Origin of the sequence: Marinobacterium nitratireducens (assembly GCF_014645375.1) — a bacterium.
Lineage (GTDB): Bacteria > Pseudomonadota > Gammaproteobacteria > Pseudomonadales > Balneatricaceae > Marinobacterium_A > Marinobacterium_A nitratireducens.
Map to the genome: position 1 here is coordinate 214,006 of NZ_BMLT01000006.1, position 23,090 is coordinate 237,095.

Sequence of the window (23,090 nt, forward strand, 5' to 3'; positions counted from 1 at the left end):
GATCAGGAGGCAAACATCACCAGGTTGATGTCCTGCGGGCGACGAGTCTTCACGTGGGCGATACGCTCAAGCTCACCGCGCTCGAAACGATCGGCCGTGTCTTCGTCGTCATCCCGGGCAAGATTCTTGACTCGATCCAGCGTGTTGCGCTTGATCCCGCCATCATGGAACGCATCAGCCCACACACTGTAGACGTCCTTGATTATGTACCAGTAGAAGTAGCGCCCCTGCGGTGGTCGGTAACCAGGTGATGTCCCAACACCACTGCTGGTTCGGGCAGTCGGCCACATGGGTGGTTAGTGACCGCTTCGCCGGCGGTCGGTTGCGGCCCCGCGGGTGCTGTTGCTCGGCTTCGTTCAGTACGCGATAGAAGGCCAACTCCAAGCCCAGCGAGGTGCCACGATCGACCAAGCGCGCCACAATCTGGTATGGAGGTATACTGGCGAACTCCGGCTGGTTGGTAACCTCCAGGACTCGGCGGCGCTCGTCCAGGCTCAGCTTGTCGGCGGGTTTCGGGCGCGACGCGCTCGGGCGTTGATCGTCCGGACGGTGCTGCCAGCGTTGCAGCGTACGAAGGGACAAGCCCTGCTCGCGGCACAGGTCTGGGCGCGACGTGCAGCCACCGCCACCGCTTCCTCGATCAACTGCACGGCTTTCCTCTAGGCCTCCAGGCCTTGGTCACAGATCTGGTCCTTGATCTGTACAGCTCACCGATGGAGTCCAGCGCCTGAGCGACGGCCGCCGATCAACCCCTGGGGTCTGCTCGTCATCGTCGCGCTGCTGGCCTGGGAGATGGGTTATTTTGGTCAAATCTATCCTGGCGTGCTTCAAGGCGATCAGCTCGGTAAAGAACATCCCCAATGCGCGGCGCATTGCCGTGAGCTGGATGGCGCAGACGCTGACGTATGCCCTGCTGATCGACCTGGCGGACGGTGCCTTCCTGCTGCAACCTCTGCACGGCGCGGACGCAAAAAGGTGTTCATCATCCTTATGCAGGCCCGGTTTCATTCCCTACTGGCCGGGGGCTGCCCGGCGGCAATACTGGCGGCGGTAATGAGTACGGTGGACTCGCAACTGCCTGTATCGGCGGCGGGCTGTTCGATCTCTACGACTGGCTCAGAGTGACAGACCGACGCTGGTGGAAGAACCATACCAACTGGTAGATACCGGCGGCCAGTTGCCCTCACCCACGGGTGGGATTTCATCGGTCCAGGACAGGACTCTTTCCACCTCGCCCTCGGGCCACTCCTTGCTCTGGCGCTGATGGCAGACTTGGCAGATGAAGGTGCCGGGACCCCATCTGTGCTGCTTCAGCAGAAAGTGGCTGGGGTCGTCCCCGGGATCCTCGTTCTGGTAGAGCGCGGCGATCTGTTCCAGGTTCTGCTCGCGGTGCAGCCAGGCTTCCCGCCCTATGTCCCAGACCGCGAAGGACTCGGCAAAATACTCGTTTGGGATATGCCGCAACGACAGCAGTGATTCCGCCACCGCCAACTGCCCGCTCTTGAGATAGAAATCCACTTCGCCCAGGACGAAGGACAGGATATTGAATGACGCTCGCGGCCAGTCGATGCAGCTCAGATCCGTGGGTGATACCTTGTCACAGTAGTCCCGCCCGGCCTCCCAGGCGGCAAATCCCTCGGCGAATTTGTCATTCTCTTCGAACAGCATGAGTCCGACCGGCACACTGACAAAGGCGGTGTTGATAGCCAACCAGTGGTTGTGTTCCGCATCCAGGCGCTGTACAGCGGTGTCGTCGCCGTGCAGGCGGGCCAGCCAGCGGCGCGCGGGTACCGTCCAGCCGCCGATTAGGGTAGCGAGACGAAAGCGCGAGTGCTCATTGGGGTTTTCACGCCAGAGGGTTTCGCGTTCTTCCGCCAGGTAGCGGGCACGGACGGAAAAATAACTGGACAGCACGAAATGGTAGAGGACGGTGGGGTCATCGTAGTCTGCTTCGCCACCCATCCAGATGTTGACCGTGGTCAGGTAGGTGTTGGTGAGCATATTCCGCGGGTGCTCGGCAAAATCATCGAGTAATTTCTCCAGGGCGATAAAACGGTCGCCCTCGTGGTTGTTGAAAAAGATCTCGCGAAAAAATATATGCGCCGGGTGATTTTCATCGGCATTGTCTGCTGCATCATTGTGCGGACGGCGGGTTTCGAACCACTGGTGCAACTGCGCTTCGGTAGCCTGTAGCGATTTGCGAATCCACCACTTGTCGCGTCCCAGATCCAGTGATCGATGCAGGAAATACTGCGCGAGAATCGTGTGTTTGATCGCCTGGCCACCACTGTCGCGCAGCAGCGAGCGCTTTAAATGATACAGCGCCAGGAGTTGTGCCAGTCCGGCGTGATCGACCCTGTCCAGGTAGGCGCCAAGCAGACGTTTCTCGCGACGGCTGATGTCCGGCTGCGTAGCGCGGGGTACTTGGGTTTCGTAGTCGTAGAGGGGAGCCATCTGCTGCAGAACCTCTTCAACTGCGGAAGAAAAAGCCGGCATCAGATGGTCGCCGTCGATGATCACCTGATCGGGAATGGACTCGGCTTCCTCCAGCTCACGCTTGAACTCGCCCAGGCTGCTCTGTGGTGGCGAGCCTCCGGGTGAGCTGGATTTTGAATTCGCGCCGGACTGCCAACTGTAGAGCCATGCGTAGCCGTTGACTGGTGTGGCGGCCTTTACCTGCGGGACAGAGAAAAGTAGCAGTAGCGTCAATAGCAAATGGAATTTCATTTTAGATGAACTCCCTGATGTTTTTGATGAGGTGACAACGGGACTCCTGCTGATAATCGAGGTGAAACCAGTGTGCGCGTCGACTGACCGGCAGTTCTGGAGCCCGCGATCAGTATCGGGTGTCGCGGTGGTGGCTGCTGTGAGAAATTACCCCGGCTGTTGCCGAACTATTCACGCGCCGGCTGGCCCGCAAGGCTCCACTTAAGTGAACAGCATTATCATAAAGTGGGGCTTTTATAATTTTGTGCACGAGGTACGATGTGAATCCAACAAGGGACTTGCGTCCAGTGCAGTAAGCCTGCCAGTCGATGGCCAACCCCCTTCCGTGATTACCCAATTTCACCAGATCGCCCTTGAGGCGTTGTGTGGTTGAGACGGCGGGGCGATGGAAGATACGCCTAATTAGCCCTACCAGCCGGCCGGCAGTTTCTCCTGGATGAAGATCTTGCGGTCCCTGACCTGGATGTAGCCGCCGGTACTCAGGTCCTTCATGATGCGGCTGACCATCTCCCGGGAGGCTCCCACCATGTTGGCGATATCCTGATGGGTCAGCCTTTCCTCGATCACCAGACTGTTATTCCGTTCCGTCGCCAGTTTCAACAGGGTACAGGCCACTCGCTCGTAGACGGGCTTCATGGCCATGTTGCCAACAGCTTCCGTAAGCGAACGGACCTGCTGTACCAGACAGCGAATCAGCTCCACGGCGATCTCGGGATGCTCGGCAAGGCAGCGCTGGAAATCCGCCTTGGATACCACGGCCAGCCTCGAGGGCTCCAGGGTCATGACCGAGGCCGAGCGCGGCGCCTGGTCGATCAGCGCCAACTCCCCAAAGTACTCGCCCGGTCCCTGGATATTGAGCTGGACTTCCTTGCCGTGCTCGTCGCTCAGGAAGACCTTAACCTTGCCGGTGAGGATGATGTAGAGAGAGTCACTTTGGTCCCCCTCGGTTATCAGCACTGCGTTCTTCGGGTAGTTTCTCGTTACACCGTTGCTGGTAAGGATATGCAGATCTTCCGGGCTAAGCTCGGGAAATAACTCCGTGGGTGAAACCATCGAATAGTGCTCCTTGACTGAATTCGGTGGCGTTGCCGAAGCAGCGCGCATCGGTTCACTTCACTCGATACTCAAAGCCAGACCGGTTCGACATCAGAGGTCTAACAACAATTCTGGTGCTAAGGGGCCGGTTATCAAAGTGTATCCTGCTTATCGATTTAGTGAATTATTCCCTTGCCTGGCCTTGCCCGAGCTATCTGCAGTCTAAAATTTTCACATCTACCCTGAACCTGGTAGCGTCCAGGGACCTGCTAACCGGAGCCTCATTACGACTGATTCGCAGGTTGCCTGTCTGGCTGCCCCTAAGCTCGCGTTGCGGTGCACGTAGCAATCCGCAATCCTGCAAATTGAGGTGTTTCAACCATGCCAGTGATGGCCAGGGCGCTGGCGCTGGGCTTGTTCACAGCGCTTGTCGGGCTCGTTGCCAACATAGTCGTGCAGGCGGCTCATCTGGAAGAAGATATCGGGCTTGACTGGCTTTTCAAGCTGCGCGGCCCCAGGGCTGTTCCCGAACAGGTCGCTGTCGTCGCGATCGACCGGGACTCGTCGGACGCGCTCCGGTTGCCATACAAACCGGAGAGGTGGCCGCGGTTCCATCATGCTGAGCTGGTGAGTAAGCTTGCACAGCTGGACGCTCGGGTCATTGTCTTTGACATGCATTTCAGGGAGTCACGCGATAATGGCCAGGATAGTCGGTTTGCAGACGCCATCCGCGACGCCGGCAATGTCGTGTTGTTCGAGTACCTTCAGATGTGTCTGCGACCGAAGGACTGTGATCTGGAGTTTCTCCCCACCGGGGGCGCCCTGATCATAAGGCGGGTGCGACCAATACCGGAACTCATGGAGGCAGCTACCGCCGTGGCGCCATTTCCGCTGCCGAAGTGGCCACTTCGCAAGTATCAGTCCTGGCTGTTCGTGTCGTCTGCCGGTGATGCCGCGACTCTGCCGGTAGTGGCGCTCCAGCTTTATGCAAACTTCCATTTACCGCACCTGAGGGATTTGCTTCGAGCTGGAATCGGCGAGGGTGGACGGCTACAAAATGCTGATGACAGTGCACCGGAGCAGAATGTGGTCACGCAGGTCCAGGAGTTACGGCAGCAGTTTCAGGGCAATCCCGCCCTTGGACCAAAGGTGCTGGAGGGACTGCGCAAGCACTCTGCGGGCATCGATTCGAATACTCGTTCGATGCTTTCGGTTCTGGTTGAACTGTACAGCGGCCCAAACAGCCGCTTCCTGGACTACTATGGTCCGGCGGGCAGCATCACCACTTATCCCTACCATCGTGTTCTGCAAACGAGGTCTCGCGAGCGAGGCGAGCAGGCTCCGGTTGACGTCAAGGGTAAAGTGGTTTTTGTAGGCGCCGCGGAGGATCTTCGCCAGGAGCAGGGCGACAGTTACCCCACACCCTTCTCCATGGATATGAGCGGTGTGGAGTTCGCCGCTACCGCCTTTGCGAATTTGCTCGAGGGGCGGCAGGTCAGGCCGCTCGGTCCTCTAGCAAACGCCCTGGTGATGGTGCTGTGGGGTGTGCTCCTGGGGACTTTGTTTCTAACCTTGCGTGCCGTTTATCTTGTCCCGTTGGCAGGGATTTTGGCTGCTGGCTATATGGCGGGTGCATACTCGGCTTTCGCCCGGGGCGGCACTTGGCTGCCTGTTGTGAGCCCGTTGTTTTTTCAGTTGCCGGTAGCATTGATCACCGGATTGCTCTGGCAGTACCGGCAGACCCGTCATGAACGCGAGAGAATCCTCGATATCCTGAAGCACTATCTGCCGTCGGAGGTCGTGACTGAGTTACTGACCGCCCCCGGGGATCCGCTCATGCGATTCAAGCTGGTTAACAGCATCTGTCTCGAGAGCGATGCCGAGCAATACACAAGGCTCTCTGAAACCCTTGAGCCCGAAGCGCTCAAGATACAGCTGGACCGATACTTCAAAGTCGTATTCGAGCCCGTGATACGACACGGCGGATTTATTTCGGATGTAGTGGGGGACGCGGTCCTGGCCATTTGGGAGAACGCGAGTTCGTACAGGTCCGTTCGGGCAGAGGCCTGTCTTGCAGCCCTGGATATAGTCACTGCCATCGATGAGTTCAACCGGCACAATCCCGAAGCGCAATTGCCGACCCGGCTGGGAATGCACGGCGGAGAGGTCGTACTTGGCAATGTTGGCACCGGCGATCACCTCGAATATCGCGCCGTTGGCGATGCGGTCAATACCGCTACACGTGTCGAGGGTCTGAACAAGCAACTGGGTACACGGCTGCTCGCCTCGTCTGAGTTGGTCCAGGACCTGGACGAACTTGTTACACGCGAGCTTGGAAGCTTTCGTCTGAAAGGGAAGCGCAAGCCCCTGGTTATTCATGAGCTGGTGGGGCGCGCCGGGCAGGTCGATGCAGCCTGGCTGGACAGGTGTTCCCGGTTCGCCACCGCCCTCCAGTACTTTCGTGAGCAGCATTGGCAAAAGGCAGCGCAAGCCTTCAGAACGTTACTGGCGACCTACGATAACGATGGCCCCTCGCTGTACTACCTGAGACTGTGCGAGAGCTTTATTGACTGTCCCCCGGCGCCAAACTGGGATGCCGTGATTAACCTCACTCAGAAATAAGGCTCTTACTCAGGATTCGCTGTTAATTTATAACTTGCCTTATGGATTCGCCAGTTTTTTATGGTTTGGCAATGATTCTGGCAGGTTCCGGTAAGGCTGTTTCATAAGGGATCGGAATATAGAGTGGTTGAGCAATAGGCAGCGCGATGAGCTGCATGCATAGCATTCGCTACGTATACTAATTATTTCAAAAGGGCTTGAAGCAGACGGAACCCCAGCACTTAATAGAGTATTCTTTCCTTTGGAATCCTGGATTTTCTATTATTAAGTTATTGAAATTATTCGGTTTTGTTGGATTTTAATAAATTTTATGGCTTTTGATTTCCCATCGGTAATTGTCGTAGGTGATCGGGTCTGACGGAAAATTATCCGTATATTCGGAAAATTAAGAAATGACTGAAGCTCAAGTTGATTGAAAAGGTATATTCATTTTAAACATGCGTTTAGATTATTATTTTATAAGAAGGTCGACCTATTTTGCATCTACGCAGAGTTGGAACTATACATTTTCTATGGTTTCTGATTCGAGCAGTGCGGTTTTCCCTGTTTCCACAAGCGAAGTGTGATGTCATATTATTATTAGGTTTCTGATTTTTATAGGATTCTTATGAATTGGGGCATATTGATAATTGCAAGTGTCCTTTATTAGGCCTAATTGATATGTTTCTTGGATGCAGAAGGCGCGACCGGGTCAAAGTATTCCATTAGAGACGCTAAGTGTCTGAGTTATAGCGATAACTCAGACACCACAAGGAGGTTAAGGAGCCATGAGCTGTTACCGCTGGTTCTTCATCCTGTTTATCGGATTTTCCTGGGCCTTATCGTCGAATGTTCCGGCCGCCGACGGGTGCGAGCCCTGGGTGGCGAGAATCGTCTCCGTCGAAGGTCAGGTGGAAGTCAAGCCCGCAGGTAAGGCGCACTGGCAACCGATGCAAGCGAACGCGACACTCTGCGCCGATGACAGCCTGAGGGTCGGGGCGCTCAGCCGGGCGGCAATAGAGTTCCATCGGGATACCAATCTTCTCAGGCTCGAACAGAACACAGTAGTTACCTTATCGGCCCCCCAGGCTGAACAGCCCTCCTGGATAGAGCTTCTCGAAGGTGCTGTGTATTTCATCAGCCGCGTCACACAGCAATTGAATATCAGGACGAAGTTTCTGAACGCCAGCGTGGAAGGCACCGAGTTCATGGTTCGCGTCGAGCGCGAGCGCAGTATGCTGTGGGTTTTCGAAGGGCGCGTTCTGGCCAGCAACGACATCGGCCGGCTCCCGGTGAACAGTGGTGAGGCGGCGATCGCCAGAGCCGGCGAAGCGCCCGTGCGGCACCTGGTTGTGAGTCCCAGGAATGCGGTACAGTGGGCGCTCTTTTACCCGCCGCTAATCGATTACCGCGGCATGGCCTATTGGTCCGGGCTGACTTCCAGAGCTGTAGCCCACGCTGTGGCGCGTTACCGGGCGGGCGATCTGCCAGGTGCTTTCGCCGCCCTCGATGGCGTGCCGGCCGGTCAACGCGATGAGCGTTACCTCACCTTAAGGGCTGGACTCCTTTTGTCGGTAGGCCGGGTCGACGAGGCACGTTCCGATATCGCCAAGGCCCTGGATCTGGATTCCAACAACGCTACCGTCATTGCGCTGCAATCGGTTATCGCGGTGGTGCAAAATGAAGGGGAGAAAGCGCTCTCTCTTGCTAAACAATCGATCGAGCTCGATCCGCAGTCGCCGGTTCCGCGGGTTGCCTTGTCTTACGCTTATCAGTCGAATTTCGAGATCGAAAAGGCGCAGGCGAGTGCACAGGAGGCTGTCGACCTCGCCCCTGGGGATGCTCTGGCCTGGGCTAGGCTGGCGGAACTCTGGCTCGCGATGGGTTATCTCGATCGCGCCCTCGAGGCCGCCCAGGAGGCGGTTGTGCGCAATCCCGAGCTGGCGCGAACTCAGACGGTATTGGCCTTTTCCCACCTCACGCGTTTTGAGATTGATCAGGCCAGAGCCGCCTTCGAAAAGGCCATCAGGCTGGATCAGTCCGACCCGTTGCCCCGTCTCGGTCTCGGGTTGGCCAAAGTTCGCAAGAACGATCTGGAAGGCGGGCGTCGCGAGATTGAAATAGCGGCCAGTCTTGATCCGAATAACTCGTCGATCAGAAGCACTCTCGGGAAGGCTTACTATGAAGAGAGGCGCGATAAACTGGCCGGGACCGAACTCGCCATAGCGAAGGAGCTCGATCCGAATGATCCAACACCCTGGTTTTACGATGCCATTCGCAAGCTGACCATCAATCGATCGGTCCAAGCACTACAAGACGTCCAAAGATCTGTCAAGCTCAATTACAACCGCGCGGTCTATCGCTCCAGGCTGTCGTTGGACGACGACCTTGCTGCAAGGAGCGCAGCTTTAGGCCGCGTCTATAGCAATCTTGGCTTCGACCAACTTGCCCTGGTGGAGGGGGGAAAGTCTGTTAACACCGATCCCGGCAATTATTCTGCTCATCGCCTTTTCGCAGATGGTTATGCCGGACTTCCACGGCACGAGATCGCCCAGGCGAGCGAACTGCTTCAGTCCAAGCTTCTGCAACCACTCAATGTAACACCGATTCAGGCGAGTATTGCGGCTACAGATCTGCAGATACTTGAGGGGCTTGGTCCCACCTTGCCTTCGTTTAATGAATTCAACCCCCTTTTGCTGAGAGAGCGCGTCGCTGTACAGGCATCCGGTCTAGTGGCAGGAAACGATACCTTGGGAGAGGAGGTCGCGCTGTCAGGTATTAGGGATCGATTCTCGTATAATCTGGGGCAGTTTCACTATGAAAGCGATGGTTTCAGGGCCAATAATGACCTCGAGATCGATATCTATGACGCCTTCGTCCAGTTTCAGTTGAGGCCAGCGACTAGCGTACAGGCCGAGTACCGGCGAACTGAAAGAGATCAGGGTGAGCTGGCCTTGCAGTTCGGCGCCGAACCGTTGCCGGTCTTTCGCCGAGAGCGCAAGTCCGATTCGGTTCGCTTGGGCCTACACCATACCTTTTCCCCGAGTTCTGAATTAATAGGCTCCGTACTTTACCAAGACCAAAGCTTCAAAGAGAGAGAACGAAGACGCACCCAAGGTTTCGATCTCGACCGAGACAGGGATGGCTTTACCGTCGAACTCCAGCACCTTGCGAGATCAGAACGACTCGATGTGGTGAGTGGGTTTCGTTACCTGGATTTGGACTCCGAACGCAGGCAAGTCTTATTCGTCGAGATCCCCTTCTTTCCCGATCTCATACCTGTACCGGTACCCGATCAACGGGAAAGCCTTGTCAATAAGGCCCTTTACACCTACGCCAATTTCGGAGTTTTGGACGACTTAACGCTCATCGCCGGACTAGGTCTGGAGTCGTTTAGGAGGGGGCAGCAGATCGATCGCGAGCAAGTTAGTCCTAAGCTCGGTGTAATCTGGGAGCCGCTAGATGATACTGTGGTCCGCGCCTCAGGCTTTAGGGTGCTGAATCCGACAACGTTGTTTAGGGAAACCATCGAACCGACTCAGGTCGCAGGTTTTAATCAATTTTTCGATGACATCGAGGGCTCGGATGCTTGGCGTTACGGAATCGCTGTCGATCAGAAGATTGGGTCGTCGCTCTTTGCTGGCGCAGAGTACGCAGAGCGGCGCCTTGATGCGCCTGTCATTGGTGTAGCGGAGGACAAAGCTCCATTCTATGACCTGAACGAAGACTTTGCACGGGCCTATCTTTACTGGACTCCGCATGATCGTTGGGCGTTGAGTGCGCAGTACCAGTACGAGCGCTTTGATATCGATCCGAACCTTGTTCAAGGTATCGTTCATTCGAAAACCCACCGTATGAGCTTCGGAACCAGCTATTTTGATTTAAGCGGTCTGTCGTTACACGTTACCGGAACCTATACCGATCAATCCGGAGACTTTGATCCGGAAGACACCGGAATGGTCACTATATCTGGGCAGGATAACTTTTGGGTGACGGACGTGCGGGTTGACTATCGTCTGCCAAGGCGTTTCGGATTGTTCAGCGTTGGTGTGAAGAATCTACTCGATGAAGAGTTTGAACTCCAGGACACTGACCCCGATACACCCACCGTGCAGCCGGATCGTCTTGTATTCGGCAGGCTGACCCTGTCGTTTTAACCATACTGCCCGCTTGATTTTTGGGTGTCGACGGGTTGGTTTGGTCCACTTGAGTCCGCAGAAAGCGGTTTCAGTTAACACGGGAGAATACGATTATGTTATGCAAACGAATTAGACCTTGTTATCGGCTGCCAAGTCTTGTAGGACTAATTTCTCTACTCTGGCTTTCCGGTTGCGCGAACGGTATAGCGAAAGAAGATGATCAAAAAATGCCCTCGGAATGGGAAAACCGTCAGTCGGAATTAGGGTCCTTCGTATACCGGGCTGATGGCAGTGTAGTTCTTCGTATAGAGGGTCGCGATGTGGACTTGGAGGAACTTTCGAGTCCGGAGGAAATCGGAAGCGGAAAGGTCGTAACCCTCAACTCGCTTGGCCTGATTGCAATTAAAGGAAGCCCGATTGTTGAGGTGCGAGGTACGAGCGGTAGGATACCGTTTTGTTACGTAGTCCATGTATTTAAAGATCAACCATCAAAATTTATGGGAGGCTGTCCTAAAGAGCGATACCGCCATGTACCACATTAGTACCTGAGCCGGTGGCTTTAAGCTGATGGGCAGGCGATCGTTGGTCTGCCAAGAGAAGTATCGTGTGGAATTGGAGAGCTTCGGTCTAAATGACGTGGAGCTGGTAGAGCGCGAATTTAACTCCGTAGTGCGGCATCCCCTATGCAGCCTGAAGGTACTTCTGAAAGATCACTTCAGGCTGTCTGAGCCTGAAGCATTTTCCGTGCCTCGGGCTTAATCGCTTTTCTGCCTGTCGGACATCCTTGTCTGTGCTCGTTCGAAGATCCGTTTCCTTGGCGAAGCAGGCCGTTAAAGTTTTCAGTCATCCCACGCCCCCATGAAGTCGAGGGATGGCAAAGTCGTCATCAGAGTTCAGCGCCTTGGCAATGGCCATTTGCACAATGAACTCGGCACCGTTATCCGCCAGTTCTGTATTTCTCGACGTGAATATTTAACAAATACCAAGTAATTAGTATCACGGAAATGCTGAATTGATCGGGCTAACTTTACTGCGAGTGCTGAAAGCTTTGGGAGCGGAGATCTGTTTTTGAATATCCCAAAATTCGGCTTTAAATAGATGATTGAAGCAATGGATTTTCGTGATAGTAGGAGGTTTGTCATGATCAAAAGAATACTTCTCGTGATTTTTATTGTGGTTGGTTCGTCAGGCATCGCGATGGCGTGTCCGGACAATTACTATCCCTGTGGCAGCAATTTATGCTGCCCACAATAAGGAGGGCCGAAGATGTCTGGTTCTGTCGATCCCGGCTCCGTTTTGAAAGCGGGTTGGCGCAGTCTCATCCTGAAGTTCGGCGGTGCCGTCTTGATACTGGCAATGATCGCTGTTATTGCGTCCTTCTTCGTCACCGTGACGCATGAAGACGCCGTCCATTACCTGGGTCGCACGAGCGCCAGCCAGCTCTCGACTCTGCATCCTGGGGCGCTTTACGCAGTCGATGATCACCGGATTCTAGGTAGCTATCTCTGCGAATATGCAGTCGAGGAAGGTGACATCATTGAAGCACCGCCACGCCACTACGAATTCTACAATCAAGCGGGCGTAATGTTGCCTTTCCTGGCAGCATTGAATACAAGCCTTTGGGGCGGTACCGAAACTTCGCAGGACTGGGGCGAGAGCGAAGCTTTTTATCGTAAATGGGAGGTCCGAGAAGTTTCCTTTATAAGTAGCCGCCGACCGGTAAAGAAGATCTGCGAACAGCGCGTTGTTCAGGCGCTTAATAGCGGGAAAAAGGTTTGCTCGGTTAACTCTGTGATAAACCGCTTGGGAGATAATGCACCCTATGCGGTACAGTTCGACAATTTTTGTTTGATTAAATGCAATTCGGATGACAGCACCGTTTGCCGTCCCGCGGAGTTTCCGCAACTGGATGACATTGCCTGGACTACCAGAATGAAGGGCCGGCTAGACCTTATAACCCAATCACCATGAATACCCCGGCATGTTCGCAGGTTCCCTAATACGAACTGGCTTCACCAGCTTTCGCGATATCGAAAGGCGGGGTGTAAAAAACTTCATTTCACCCATCAACTCACCGGGCTAGTCGATTGGATAGCCCGGATCTTCAGTAAATCCAGTGTGAATAATTCCTTCCCGGGCTGGGAATATATGACGGAAGGCATTCGCCGTTTCACGCACGCTGTAGCTGTCCCTCCGAATGAAAAGATCCGTTGCCTCAGGGGCAGCGAAGGAGACAGCAATGAATCCGAAAAACAAACTTTACCTGACGATGGCCGCCGCTGTCGGCCTGACGTTGGGTGCCTCGCTGCAAGCGGGTGCCGCGGCACGCTTCGGAACCGGCTGCCAGTCCGATTATCAGAACAACTGGCAAAACAAGCTGCCGCATGTATGGAAGCGTTGCGGCTGGTTCAACAACGAACTCGACGACACTGACTTCAAGATCTTCTATTACAACCTGCACGGAGCCAAGTGGTGGTGGGAGACAGGCGGTGACCAGCTCACCCTGGACAACGTGAACCTGTTCTATGCCAGCACCCATGGTGGCGGCTGGTCCAACAAGTCGGTATGGGCCATGTGGGATCAGAATCAGCTTGCCTCGTCCACCAGCATGAGGCTGGGGGATGAGTCCTACGGGCTCAGCATTCTCGCGACCTACGCCTGCGAAACCCTCAAGTTCAACGACGGCAAGATGTGGACTCGAATGGGCCCCATCTTCCGCGGCGGTCTGCGTATCGCCCTGGGCAGCCACGACAAGCTGTACGACTCAATCACCACCGACGAGACGGGTGAGGATTTCGCCGACAACATGCAGAAGAGTCACACCCTGCAGTACGCCTGGAAGGACGCCAATTCCGACTGGGCCACCTCTCAGGACGTGACCGTCATGGCTACCGGCACCAGCTATGCCAACTGCGCCGCCCGTCGCGACAACATGAAGTGGCAAAACTACCCCGCTTACGGCCGACTGCGCGACAGCAACATCAAGTACTACTGCTATCGCTACTGGAACAACCTGTGACGCCGTACGCACATACGGACCGAACTTGAAACCGACTGGAGCAGACCATCATGTCCAGACAGACGACTACTCACACCAAGCGCTTCGTCCGAAGCCTTCTGAGCGCGCTGCTGTGTAGCGCTTCCACCTTGGCCCTGAGTGCCGACTTTGCCGAACGCGTCGCTTCCGAACAGCGTTCCGCCGAAGCGGGGCTCGGTCGCGACGGCCTCCACTTGCTGAGCCGCAAGGCGGGTCCCGGGGCGGAGAAAATGGCGGCAGTACTGCTGGAGCGCCTTCGCGCTCTCCCGGGCGGCGTCCATACCAGCGATCGCTTCAAGCGCGAGGTGACCGACAAGCACACTTCCCTGGTCAGTGACGACGGCTGGGTACTGCAGGTGTACGGCGACGGTACGCGCGTCCGCTACCGTAATTATGGTGACCAGGAGAGTGCGGACAAGCAGGGGCTGCCACTGGACGAGCGCTTCTCGCAGAAAGAGCTGGAAGCGATGGGGCGCGATTTTGTGGCCGGATACCTGCAGGATCTCGTATCCATCGGCCCCAACGAAGCGCTGATACCCTTCTTTACCGAGTTCGAAATCACCGGCGGCGGTCCCGCGGACAAGAGCGAGCGGATGCTCCCTGAACGTGTGCAATCCAGTACCGTGGTATTCAGCCGCACAGTGGATGGTCTCCCGGTGGTTGGCCCCGGCTCCAAGGTCGCGGTCACCTTCGCCAACGACGGTGATCCGATAGGCTTCGATTACGATTGGGCACCCTATGCCGAGACCGGTGAGGTACAGCGAATTCTGCCGTTGGGCGAAATCCGCCGGCGGGGTGCCAGGTTCTCGCCATTCGAAGCCGGCGAGCGCGGGGTGCATGAACTGCACTTCGAGTGCGGCTACGTGGACTTCGGTGCCCGCAAACGCGATCCGGCGGCGCTTATCCAGGGTGGCTGCATGCGCCATGCAGTCAAAAAGTGGATCGTCGATACGAAGGAACATGCCCGGGATGCGCGTTCCGGACACGCGCTCAAGGCCACGCTCGATTTCTTCCCTGCGGGTGAGAAGATGCGCCCGGACGCCACCTGGATGCAGGCCATGAGGCCCGACCCTTCTGCGGAAAAGGCTCCCGGCAGTCTCTAAGCTGCGGTGGCCAGGGAAGGCCGCCCTGGCGGGCCCCGTCAGGCAAGTAACAGAACGACGCCGTATCGAAAAACGGGAGTCACTTCTTGAAAACTCAATTGACCCACAGATCCAAGGTCGCCGTTGCCTGGTCGGCAATCCTGCTGGCTTTGGTGGCGGCGCTGTCCATTTCTGACCAGGCGCCGCTGTTGTCTCTTGGGTCCTCAGAACAACCGGCAGAAGCCCTGAAGCCCCTCGGTTCCGAGGCGCCGGAACCGGTTCGCGAGCCATCCCGGGCGGCGACTAAGCTGTCCCGAAACCATTGGGACGAGGATACATATTTTCGCGACAGCGTGACCGCCTGGCACGAGCAGCAGCCGCTTGAGCCGGCGCAGCAAGTTGAGGTGCCGGAGACATTCCCTCTGTTCGAAGCCGACTGGCGCGATGCCCTGCCCGAAGAGACCGGGCTGGAACCGGACATCGATTTCGATCCGGTTCCGCTGGGGCCCGAACCGCTGGACGATCCCTGGGGCGGGGAGTGGGGAGACCTGGGCGGCAGCAGCGGCTGACCAAGCGCAGAAGGCGATTTTTCAGATCTACTATGGAACCTGGCTTGCAAATAGGCTCCAGAGCTATTTGCAACTCACACCACAGAAACGGGAACAGGTGCGAAGATATGCTGATTGATGTGGTGCTCGCATTGGTCTGCGGCCAAAGTTAAACATCCCTGGTTAACCTATTAATCCGGCGGGTTAATACTAAAATGAAGCGATGTAAATACTTCAAGGATACTGTGATGTCAGGGTTTGATCCATAGTCATAGTATTGTGCGACCATACAGCAGTGAATACATGGTCCTGGCTGTACCCAAACCACCCTGTGGTTGGAAAAGACTGGGATACGGTAATAGGCTTGCTTAAAAATACATTAAATATACCTTTCCCTATATCGATTTCAATACGAACTTCTTTGAAGTCTGGCGAAAATCCACTAAGGCCGTAGCAGGCTTTATAAAAACTTTCTTTAGCGGAAAATAGTATAAAGGCGCTTAATTCCATAGCTTCGGAAGGCAGTGATTTCAACCAGGAACGCTCTTCAGGCACGCAGATATACTCCAGTACGTCGACGGGAAAGGGGCGTTTTCGGTATTCCACATCGACGCCCACCGCACGCATCTTGCAGCGCTCTGCCACGACCGCCACGACCAGGCCGCGGGTATGGCTGATGCTGCCGACCATTCCCTCTGGCCACAGTGGCGCCCCGGACGGGTCTTTCAGTATCGGATGACGCTCGACTATAAGGCGACTCATCGCTAAACGGGCACAATGGCGCCCGGTTGCGAACTCTCGCCTGCGTTGAGCGACACAATTTTTCACCAGTTTTCGCTCCGATTCAAAAAGAACATCATCATCCAGAAGCGAAGCCATACTGACGGTGCTGAAGTCTCTATGCGGGAAAATCCCCTCCAGTCTGGGGTTTATGGTAAACATGAAAATAGCCTCATTGGGACTTGTTCGCAGGTTCCCTAGAATCTACCTGCTTGAACTTCACTGTAGATCATCAGAACAGTCATATACCGAAATAGTGGGAGACCTTGGAACAGGTATTGGATGTGCGATACCGGCCCTGTTAATAGGGCCTGATGTGGAATGTATCGAGGGTCGGTACTGATAGTCTGTGAAATATTACCGTTACTTTCCCCTCCCTAGTCGGTAAATGTCTCGGTTTAGAGGGGCCATGTCTGGAAATGTAAATATTTCACATAATCCCTGGTCATTCCTAACAGCCTGCTGGATTGCTGTTTTTTAAACTGACGTGGTAACTCGGAAGCTTTTCTGCGGGCGATCGAGCCAATCTAAAGGGGCACTAAAGGGGCATCTGCTTTCCTGACGCCAACACCTATGTAAATGCAAACCAGACAGTGAAGGAATGCAAAATGAATGACTACAGCTCTCCCGAATTCTTCACCCGATCAGAACCTTCAGATGTCCAGCCCCCCGAGCCATTGGCGATCGTTGGCATGGGCTGTCGTTTTCCCGGTGCAGCTTCCAACCCGGTGCTGTTCTGGGACAACCTGCTGGAGGGTAAGGACTGCATCGTCGACGTACCTGCAGACCGCTGGGCTCTGGACCGCTTCTACGATGCCGATCGCAATAAACCCGGCAAAATGTACGTAAAGAGCGGCGGTTTCCTGCAGGAGAATATCTACGAATTCGACGCGCTTTTCTTTGGCGTTTCACCGCGCGAAGCCGCGGCCATGGACCCACAGCAGCGCATCCTGATGGAGGTAAGCTGGGAGGCGCTGGAAGATGCCGGTATCGATCCCGAATCGCTGGCCGGCAGCGAAACCGGAGTCTTTGTCGGCGGCTTTATGCTCGACAACAAACTGACACAATTGAGTCCTCTGAACCGCCACACCATCGCCGCCAGCACTGCTGTGGGTATGACCCTCACCATGCTGTCCAACCGTCTGTCATACCTCTACGACCTGCGCGGTCCCAGCATGACCATTGATACCGCCTGCTCCTCATCCATGGTCGCTCTGGATCAGGCGTGTCAAAGCCTCTGGAGCGGCGACAGCAAACTGGCGCTGGTGGGCGGCGTCAACATCATGCACCGGCCGGAAATTTTCATTGGCCTGTGCAAGGGCGGTTTTCTCGCGCCCGACGGCCGCTCCAAGGCTTTCGATGCACGTGCCAATGGTTACGGTCGTGGCGAAGGCGCCGGTATCGTAGTGGTGAAACCCCTGGCCGAAGCCGAGCGCGATGGCGATAGAGTCTACGCTCTGATCCGTGCCACCGCCTGCAATCAGGATGGTCGTACCGATGGCATCACCGTGCCCAATGCCGATTCACAGCAGGCGCTGATCCGTAAAGTGGCGAGGCGCGCGCAGGTACCGCTGAACGATATTCACTACTTCGAAGCGCACGGCACGGGCACCGCGGTCGGCGACCCCCTGGAAATGTCCGCCATCGGCGCCACCATCGGCCGGGAAAAGGCCGCCGAATCGCCCTGTATTGTCGGGTCTGTTAAGGGCAGTATCGGCCATCTGGAAGCTGCCTCCGGGGTGGCCGGCCTTATCAAGACCGCGCTTGCCCTGCAGCACCGCTGTGTGCCGCCACAGGCAAACCTGCAGCAGCTCAATCCGAAAATCCCGTTTGACGAGTTGCACCTCAAAGTCGCGCGATACCCGACGAAACTCCCGGGAGACGTGCAACCCCTGTTTTCCGCCATCAACTCCTTCGGCTACGGCGGCACCAATGCCTGCGCGGTACTGCAGAGCTATACGCCCGCGGCGCATCCGCCGCTTGAGGGGCAGGGCAAGATCGAGCATGTCAGCGGTCAGCGTTTGCTGCTGCCGCTGTCGGCGCGTAGCAAAGCGGCACTGATGAATCTGGCGGAACTTTACCTGAAACGAATACAGGGCGCGGACAAGCCCGATATTGCCGACCTTTGTTATTCCGCCGGGGACCGGCGCGCGCAGCTCGACCACCGGCTCTGCATCAGCGGTGCCAACGTCGAGGAGTTGTGTACAAATCTGCGCCAGTACCGCGACCAGCAGACCGGAGAACACTGTATCGAAGGGCACGCCAGCCAGTGGCGCGACAAACTCGCTTTCGTGTTCACCGGTATGGGACCGCAGTGGTGGGGCATGGGCCGGGAGCTATTGGATTCCGAGCCGGTATTTCGTGCCGCCGTGTCGCGTTGTGACCAGCTATTCCGTGAGATCTCCGGCTGGTCGATTCTGGAGGAAATGTTGCGTCCGGAAGCCGAGTCCCGCATTGGCGAGACCCAGATCGCACAGCCGGCCAACTTCGTGATTCAGATGGCCCTGGTGGAACTCCTGCGCAGCTGGGGTTTGCAGCCGGCTGCCATTATCGGTCACAGCGTGGGGGAGGTGGCCAGTGCCTACCATTCAGGCGTTCTGTCGCTGGAGCAGGCACTGCGCGTGAGTTACCACCGCAGTCGCATCCAGAAAAAAGCGGCCAATCAGGGGGCCATGATGGCGGTTGGCGTGAGCGAAGCGGAAGCCGTCAGCCTGATTGAAGCTTACGAGGGCAAGGTGTCGATCGCCGCCATCAACGGTCCCACGGCGATGACCCTGTCCGGTGACAGCCGGTCCCTGGAAAGCATTGCGGAACAACTGCAAACGCGTGGCGCCTTTTATCGCATGCTTGAGGTCGAGGTGGCCTATCACAGCCCCACCATGGACCCGCTACTGGATGAAATCCGCGAATGTCTGGCCGGACTCACTCCGGTAACACCCTCGCTGCCCGTCTATTCCACGGTCACCGGCACGCGTGTCGAGGGAACCGCGTTCGACGCCGAGTACTGGTGCCGCAACGTGCGCCAGCCCGTGTACTTTTACAGGGCGCTGGAGCAGATGCTGGCCGACGGCTACGAGGATTTTATCGAGGTCGGGCCACACCCGGTGCTGTCCACTTCGATCAAAGAGTGCTTCAGCAAGAACCGGGTCAATGGTCTGCTGATCAGTTCACTTAAACGGGGCTCCGATGAACAGGTGAGCCTGAAGCAGACGGCGGCGACCCTGTATACCCGGGGCTACCGCCTGACCTGGGCGAACCTGTCGAGCAACCGCTACTGCTGGACACCGGATGGTGAGCATTGCACGCCGCTGTCACCTGCATACATAGCGCTGCCTAACTATCCCTGGCAACGCGAACGCCACTGGAACGACGCCCCCCAGGCACAGCGTGACCGCCTGGGCCAAACCATACAGCACGCGGTACTGGGGGCGCGCGAGGATGAACCGCACGACAGCTGGCTGAACCAGATCAATACCCGTTACCTGCCGTACCTCGAGGATCACAAGGTCGAGGATCTGGTTGTTCTGCCGGGTGCCGCCTTCATCGAGGCTGCGCTGTGCGCTCACCGGGAAACCACGGGCACGGATAGCTGTCTGCTCACCGATGTCCGCTTTCACAATGCCCTGGTGATCGACGCCGATAGCGAGCGCCAGATGCAGACAAGGGTGCAGTCGGGTTGTTTCGAGATCCATAGCCACACCCTGGAAGAGCGCGATCAACACAGGCTGCATGCCAACGGCTACATGCAGAAGCTGTCACTCGCCCATCACTATCCTGTCGATATCACGGCCCTCAAAGCCTCAGGCATGCAGCTGCTGCAGCCGGAGCAGATCTACCCTGAACTGACGCAGCGCGGCCTCCAGTATGGGCCCTGGTTTCAGTGCATCAAAATGCTGTGGCGGCGCGATGGCGAGGTGCTGGCCTGCATTCGCGCCCACCCCGATACAGCATCGTCGGCAGATAATTACCAGTTGCATCCTACCCTGCTGGATGCCTGTTTCCAGTCACTGATTTCGGCACTGCCGGAACAGAGTGAATTCAGTCGTCGGGTGTACATCCCCGTCCGCATCGGCCAGTTGCGCCACTTCGGGAAAGCCGGTACCGAGATTTACTGCCATGGCAGGGTGCGGGATATCGGCGAGCAGAGCATCCGCGGCGATATCCGCGTCTGCGATGACAGCGGTAAGGTGCTGGTCGAAATTCTCGATCTGCACTGCCAGTCGCTGCGTTCCCCGGGAAGCAGCAGCCATGACAGACTGGATGATCGGGCATATCAGGGCCTCTGGAGGGAAGAGAACGAATCGCCCGCGGAGCCGGCCGGGTCAGTCTGTCAGGTCCTGCTGGTGCAGCGCGATGATTCGGGACAGCTGTTGCAGACGTCCTTCGAGCAGCAGCCGGATACCCCGGTGATCACAGTGTTGGCGGAGTCTGAGTACAGCAGGGTCAGCGAACGCGAATATCGCTTCGATCCAGGCAATGCCGAACATCTGCAGCGCTTCTTCGAGGACCAGGCCCGGTTCCGTGACTACGATCGGCTCTGCCTGGTTTATGGCCTGTCCATGGCGCAACGCAGCGACGACCCCATTCACTTGAATGGCAGCACTCGGGCACTGGCATTTCTACAGGCCCTGGCGCAGTGCGACATCCAGGTGCCGCTGTGTACCATTCTTCTGACTCAGGACGCCCAGCGTGTACTGGACACCGATAGCTGCGACGGATTCGCGCAGAGTCCGGTGATCGGACTCGCCCGTGTTGCCGCGATGGAACTGCCACAGCTGCACTGTCGCTGTGTCGACCTGGAACGGAATCTGTCGCAGGCGGCATTGCAACAGCTGCTGGTCGAATGTGCGGGCAAGGGGCGCGAACAGGAACTTGCCCTGCGTGGGCAGCAACGCTTCGTCTACCGTCTGTGCCGCAGTCCTCTGCATGAGGCCTGGCGCCCGCAACCAAAAGCGGCCGGGCGTGAGCGCAACTTCGTCCCGGCACCGGCTGCGCTTGCGCACCTGAGCGGCGCTGCGTTCCAGGCCTGCCCGCGCCAGGCGCCTGAACCCGGTGAGATCGAAATCAAGGTGCGCGCCGCATTAATGAACGGCGGCAGCGGGGATCTGCAGGAAGTCTGTGCGCGGGTCGTCGATACCGGCGAGGCCGTGCGCGGTTTTCAGCCAGGTGATGAAATCATCGCCTGTTACCGGGGGAGCGTCGGACGCTTTGTCACGCTCGAGCCAGCGTCGATGCTGGCGCTGCCAAAGCCTGCGAAATGGCCGGTGCAAACGGCCGCGGGAGCGCTCTCGGGACTGGTGCTGGCGCGTGCAGCCCTGCTCGAGTACGGACACGTCCAGGCGGGCAGTTCCGTGCTGATATTGGGCAGCGATTCGTCCGTCGGCCAGGCTCTGTCGCAGCTGGCCCGTAGTCTTGGCTGCGCGCCTGTCGAAGTGCTGTCGGGTGCAGGCAGTAACAGTGGAGGCCGTCTGCATATCGATTCAGCCACCTTGATGCAGGATTTACAGGCGCTACAGTCCGGGACTGGCTTCAACCTGATTCTCACTACCACAGGGAGCGTGCCGCATCTAGATCTGGATGCGCTGCTGGCCGGGTGTGGATGCTACATACAGCTGCACGATGGCGATGAAGCGCGCGCCGAGCCCGCCAGCCTGACCTCCGGCAAAGTGCAGCTGCAACTGCACAAAGCCGATCTTTTGCGGGAGGCCTTGAGTACGCCATCAGACCTTCAGTTGGAGTTGGAACCTATGCTTTCCAGCCTCGACAGTCATGGGGTAATACTGCCGGCTCTTGACCCGGAGAGGCTGGCGACAGAACCGACGGCTTCGGGTGTCCTGTCTCTGGAAAGCGGCGAGCGGCTGCGCATCATCGACAAACCCAGCGCAAGTCTGCGCATCCGGCCCCGGGCCAGCTACCTTATCACCGGCGGCTTCGGTGGCTTCGGTCTTGGCATGGCTCGCTGGCTGGTGGAGCAGGGCGCCCGCCATCTGGTACTGGTCAGCCGCAGTGGCGACAGCAGCCCCGCGGCCAAAGCAGCGGTCGCCGAATTGCAGGATGCCGGGGCTGAGGTTTGTGCGCAGGCGGCGGACATTGCCGACAGCGCCGCGGTAAAGCGTTTAATCCGGTACATCGATGAGCAGCTGCCGCCCCTGGCCGGTATTTTCCATACCGCCGGGGTGCTGGACGACCGCGAAATGCTCTCCGTCAACGCCGCCAGCCTCGAAGCAGTGATGAAACCCAAGGCCCTGGGCGCCTGGAATCTGCACTCTGCCACCCGGTCGCTGGATCTGGACTGCTTTGTCCTCTACTCCTCGGTTTCGGCGCTGATCGGCAACCGCAATCAGGCCAACTACGTGGCCGCGAACCTGTTCCTCGATAATCTGGCGCAGTACCGCCAGGCCCATGGTTTGACCGCTACCAGCATTAACTGGGGCCCCCTGAGCGATGTGGGCATGGCTGCAAACCCCAATGTCATCAAGCACCTGTCCCATCTCGGCATTCAGGGCTTCCCGATACAGCAGGCGCAGGAAGCCTTTGCCCGGCTGATGCAGGCACCAGTTGCGCAGATGGGCATATGCGACATCGACTGGCGACGCTGGGGTCAGCTCGAGAGCGGTAGCGCTGCACCTCGTTTCTCCGAGCTGGTGGAGGCCAACGCCGTACAGGAGCAAGCCGACAGCTGGTCCGCCCTGCGGGCGCAAGGTGCGGAAGCGCTGACCTGCGCCATCGCCGAATGCTTCGGTGGCATGCTGGCGACCACCCTGAAGCTGGCGATCGAGCATATCGACTCGGATACACCCATCAATCGCTATGGACTCGACTCCCTCATGGCCATAGACCTGCAGATGCAAATCCGCGAGGAGTTCAAGGTCGATATCTCGATTCTGGAGATGATGAAAGGCAATAGCGTCAACCGCATTGCCGAAGTGATCGCAGGCAAGCTGGATGCAGTGTTTGATTCCGAAGCCGCTACCAAGGACCACACCGGCGGCGGACAACCCGTCGCCGCGCCTCAATCTGAACTCGAGACCATTACCGTCCTGGCGCAAGGGACGGATCAGCCGGACTCCATCGATGCCATGAGCGAAGAGCACATCGATGAACTGCTGCGCCGGGAACTGGAATTGAACTAACCATCAGG

The 23,090-nt window shown here is 57.1% G+C and carries 12 protein-coding genes; 8 read left to right on the forward strand and 4 right to left on the reverse strand.

Annotation, left to right across the window (positions count from 1 at the left end; translation table 11 throughout):
• Positions 1 to 2 precede the first annotated feature (2 nt).
• Positions 3 to 185, reverse strand: coding sequence for a hypothetical protein (locus tag IEX85_RS13375; RefSeq protein WP_188861112.1), 183 nt, complete (start codon positions 183 to 185; stop codon positions 3 to 5).
• Between the two features lie 617 nt (positions 186 to 802).
• On the opposite strand from IEX85_RS13375, the gene IEX85_RS13380 reads away from it, so the two are divergent.
• On the forward strand, positions 803 to 1,054 hold the full coding sequence (locus IEX85_RS13380; RefSeq protein WP_188861113.1) for a hypothetical protein: 252 nt from the start codon (positions 803 to 805) through the stop codon (positions 1,052 to 1,054).
• 62 nt (positions 1,055 to 1,116) lie between these two features.
• On the opposite strand, the gene IEX85_RS13385 is transcribed toward IEX85_RS13380, so the two are convergent.
• Together IEX85_RS13385 and IEX85_RS13390 are read right to left on the reverse strand one after the other, a co-directional pair.
• Positions 1,117 to 2,727 carry a hypothetical protein gene (locus IEX85_RS13385; RefSeq protein ID WP_188861114.1) on the reverse strand — a complete coding sequence of 537 codons (1,611 nt, stop codon included), beginning with the start codon at positions 2,725 to 2,727 and terminating at the stop codon, positions 1,117 to 1,119.
• Positions 2,728 to 3,135: 408 nt separating this feature from the next.
• Positions 3,136 to 3,780, reverse strand: a complete 645-nt coding sequence (locus tag IEX85_RS13390; RefSeq protein ID WP_188861115.1) for a Crp/Fnr family transcriptional regulator — start codon at positions 3,778 to 3,780, stop codon at positions 3,136 to 3,138.
• A gap of 363 nt (positions 3,781 to 4,143) precedes the next feature.
• Between IEX85_RS13390 and IEX85_RS13395 the strand changes: the two genes are divergently transcribed.
• The 6 genes from IEX85_RS13395 (at position 4,144) to IEX85_RS13420 (ending at position 15,190) form a co-directional block, all read left to right on the forward strand.
• Positions 4,144 to 6,384: a CHASE2 domain-containing protein gene (locus tag IEX85_RS13395; RefSeq protein ID WP_188861116.1), complete on the forward strand. Its 2,241-nt coding sequence runs from the start codon at positions 4,144 to 4,146 to the stop codon at positions 6,382 to 6,384.
• Positions 6,385 to 7,151: 767 nt separating this feature from the next.
• Entirely contained in the window at positions 7,152 to 10,520 is a 3,369-nt protein-coding gene (locus IEX85_RS13400) for a TonB-dependent receptor domain-containing protein (RefSeq protein ID WP_188861117.1), read from the forward strand.
• 1,248 nt (positions 10,521 to 11,768) lie between these two features.
• Positions 11,769 to 12,473 (forward strand): hypothetical protein, encoded by a 705-nt coding sequence (locus tag IEX85_RS13405; protein ID WP_188861118.1) that lies wholly within the window; start codon positions 11,769 to 11,771, stop codon positions 12,471 to 12,473.
• 268 nt (positions 12,474 to 12,741) lie between these two features.
• A complete protein-coding gene (locus IEX85_RS13410) occupies positions 12,742 to 13,521 on the forward strand; it encodes a DUF6345 domain-containing protein (protein ID WP_188861119.1) in 780 nt (259 codons plus the stop codon).
• A 50-nt stretch (positions 13,522 to 13,571) separates the two neighbouring features.
• Entirely contained in the window at positions 13,572 to 14,642 is a 1,071-nt protein-coding gene (locus IEX85_RS13415; protein ID WP_188861120.1) for a hypothetical protein, read from the forward strand.
• A gap of 86 nt (positions 14,643 to 14,728) precedes the next feature.
• Positions 14,729 to 15,190 (forward strand): hypothetical protein, encoded by a 462-nt coding sequence (locus tag IEX85_RS13420; RefSeq protein WP_188861121.1) that lies wholly within the window; start codon positions 14,729 to 14,731, stop codon positions 15,188 to 15,190.
• Between the two features lie 213 nt (positions 15,191 to 15,403).
• Here the strand turns inward: IEX85_RS13420 and IEX85_RS13425 are convergent, their stop codons facing one another.
• Entirely contained in the window at positions 15,404 to 16,111 is a 708-nt protein-coding gene (locus IEX85_RS13425; RefSeq protein WP_188861122.1) for a 4'-phosphopantetheinyl transferase family protein, read from the reverse strand.
• A 446-nt stretch (positions 16,112 to 16,557) separates the two neighbouring features.
• Between IEX85_RS13425 and IEX85_RS13430 the strand changes: the two genes are divergently transcribed.
• A complete protein-coding gene (locus IEX85_RS13430) occupies positions 16,558 to 23,082 on the forward strand; it encodes a type I polyketide synthase (RefSeq protein WP_188861123.1) in 6,525 nt (2,174 codons plus the stop codon).
• Positions 23,083 to 23,090 lie beyond the last annotated feature (8 nt).

Bases quoted from the DNA above. Each gene is read 5' to 3' on its own strand.
- IEX85_RS13405 (WP_188861118.1), top strand. From the start codon at position 11,769: ATGTCTGGTTCTGTCGATCCCGGCTCCGTTTTGAAAGCGGGTTGGCGC.
- IEX85_RS13425 (WP_188861122.1), bottom strand. From the start codon at position 16,111: ATGTTTACCATAAACCCCAGACTGGAGGGGATTTTCCCGCATAGAGAC.
- IEX85_RS13395 (WP_188861116.1), top strand. From the start codon at position 4,144: ATGCCAGTGATGGCCAGGGCGCTGGCGCTGGGCTTGTTCACAGCGCTT.
- IEX85_RS13390 (WP_188861115.1), bottom strand. From the start codon at position 3,780: ATGGTTTCACCCACGGAGTTATTTCCCGAGCTTAGCCCGGAAGATCTG.
- IEX85_RS13430 (WP_188861123.1), top strand. From the start codon at position 16,558: ATGAATGACTACAGCTCTCCCGAATTCTTCACCCGATCAGAACCTTCA.
- IEX85_RS13400 (WP_188861117.1), top strand. From the start codon at position 7,152: ATGAGCTGTTACCGCTGGTTCTTCATCCTGTTTATCGGATTTTCCTGG.
- IEX85_RS13410 (WP_188861119.1), top strand. From the start codon at position 12,742: ATGAATCCGAAAAACAAACTTTACCTGACGATGGCCGCCGCTGTCGGC.
- IEX85_RS13415 (WP_188861120.1), top strand. From the start codon at position 13,572: ATGTCCAGACAGACGACTACTCACACCAAGCGCTTCGTCCGAAGCCTT.
- IEX85_RS13385 (WP_188861114.1), bottom strand. From the start codon at position 2,727: ATGAAATTCCATTTGCTATTGACGCTACTGCTACTTTTCTCTGTCCCG.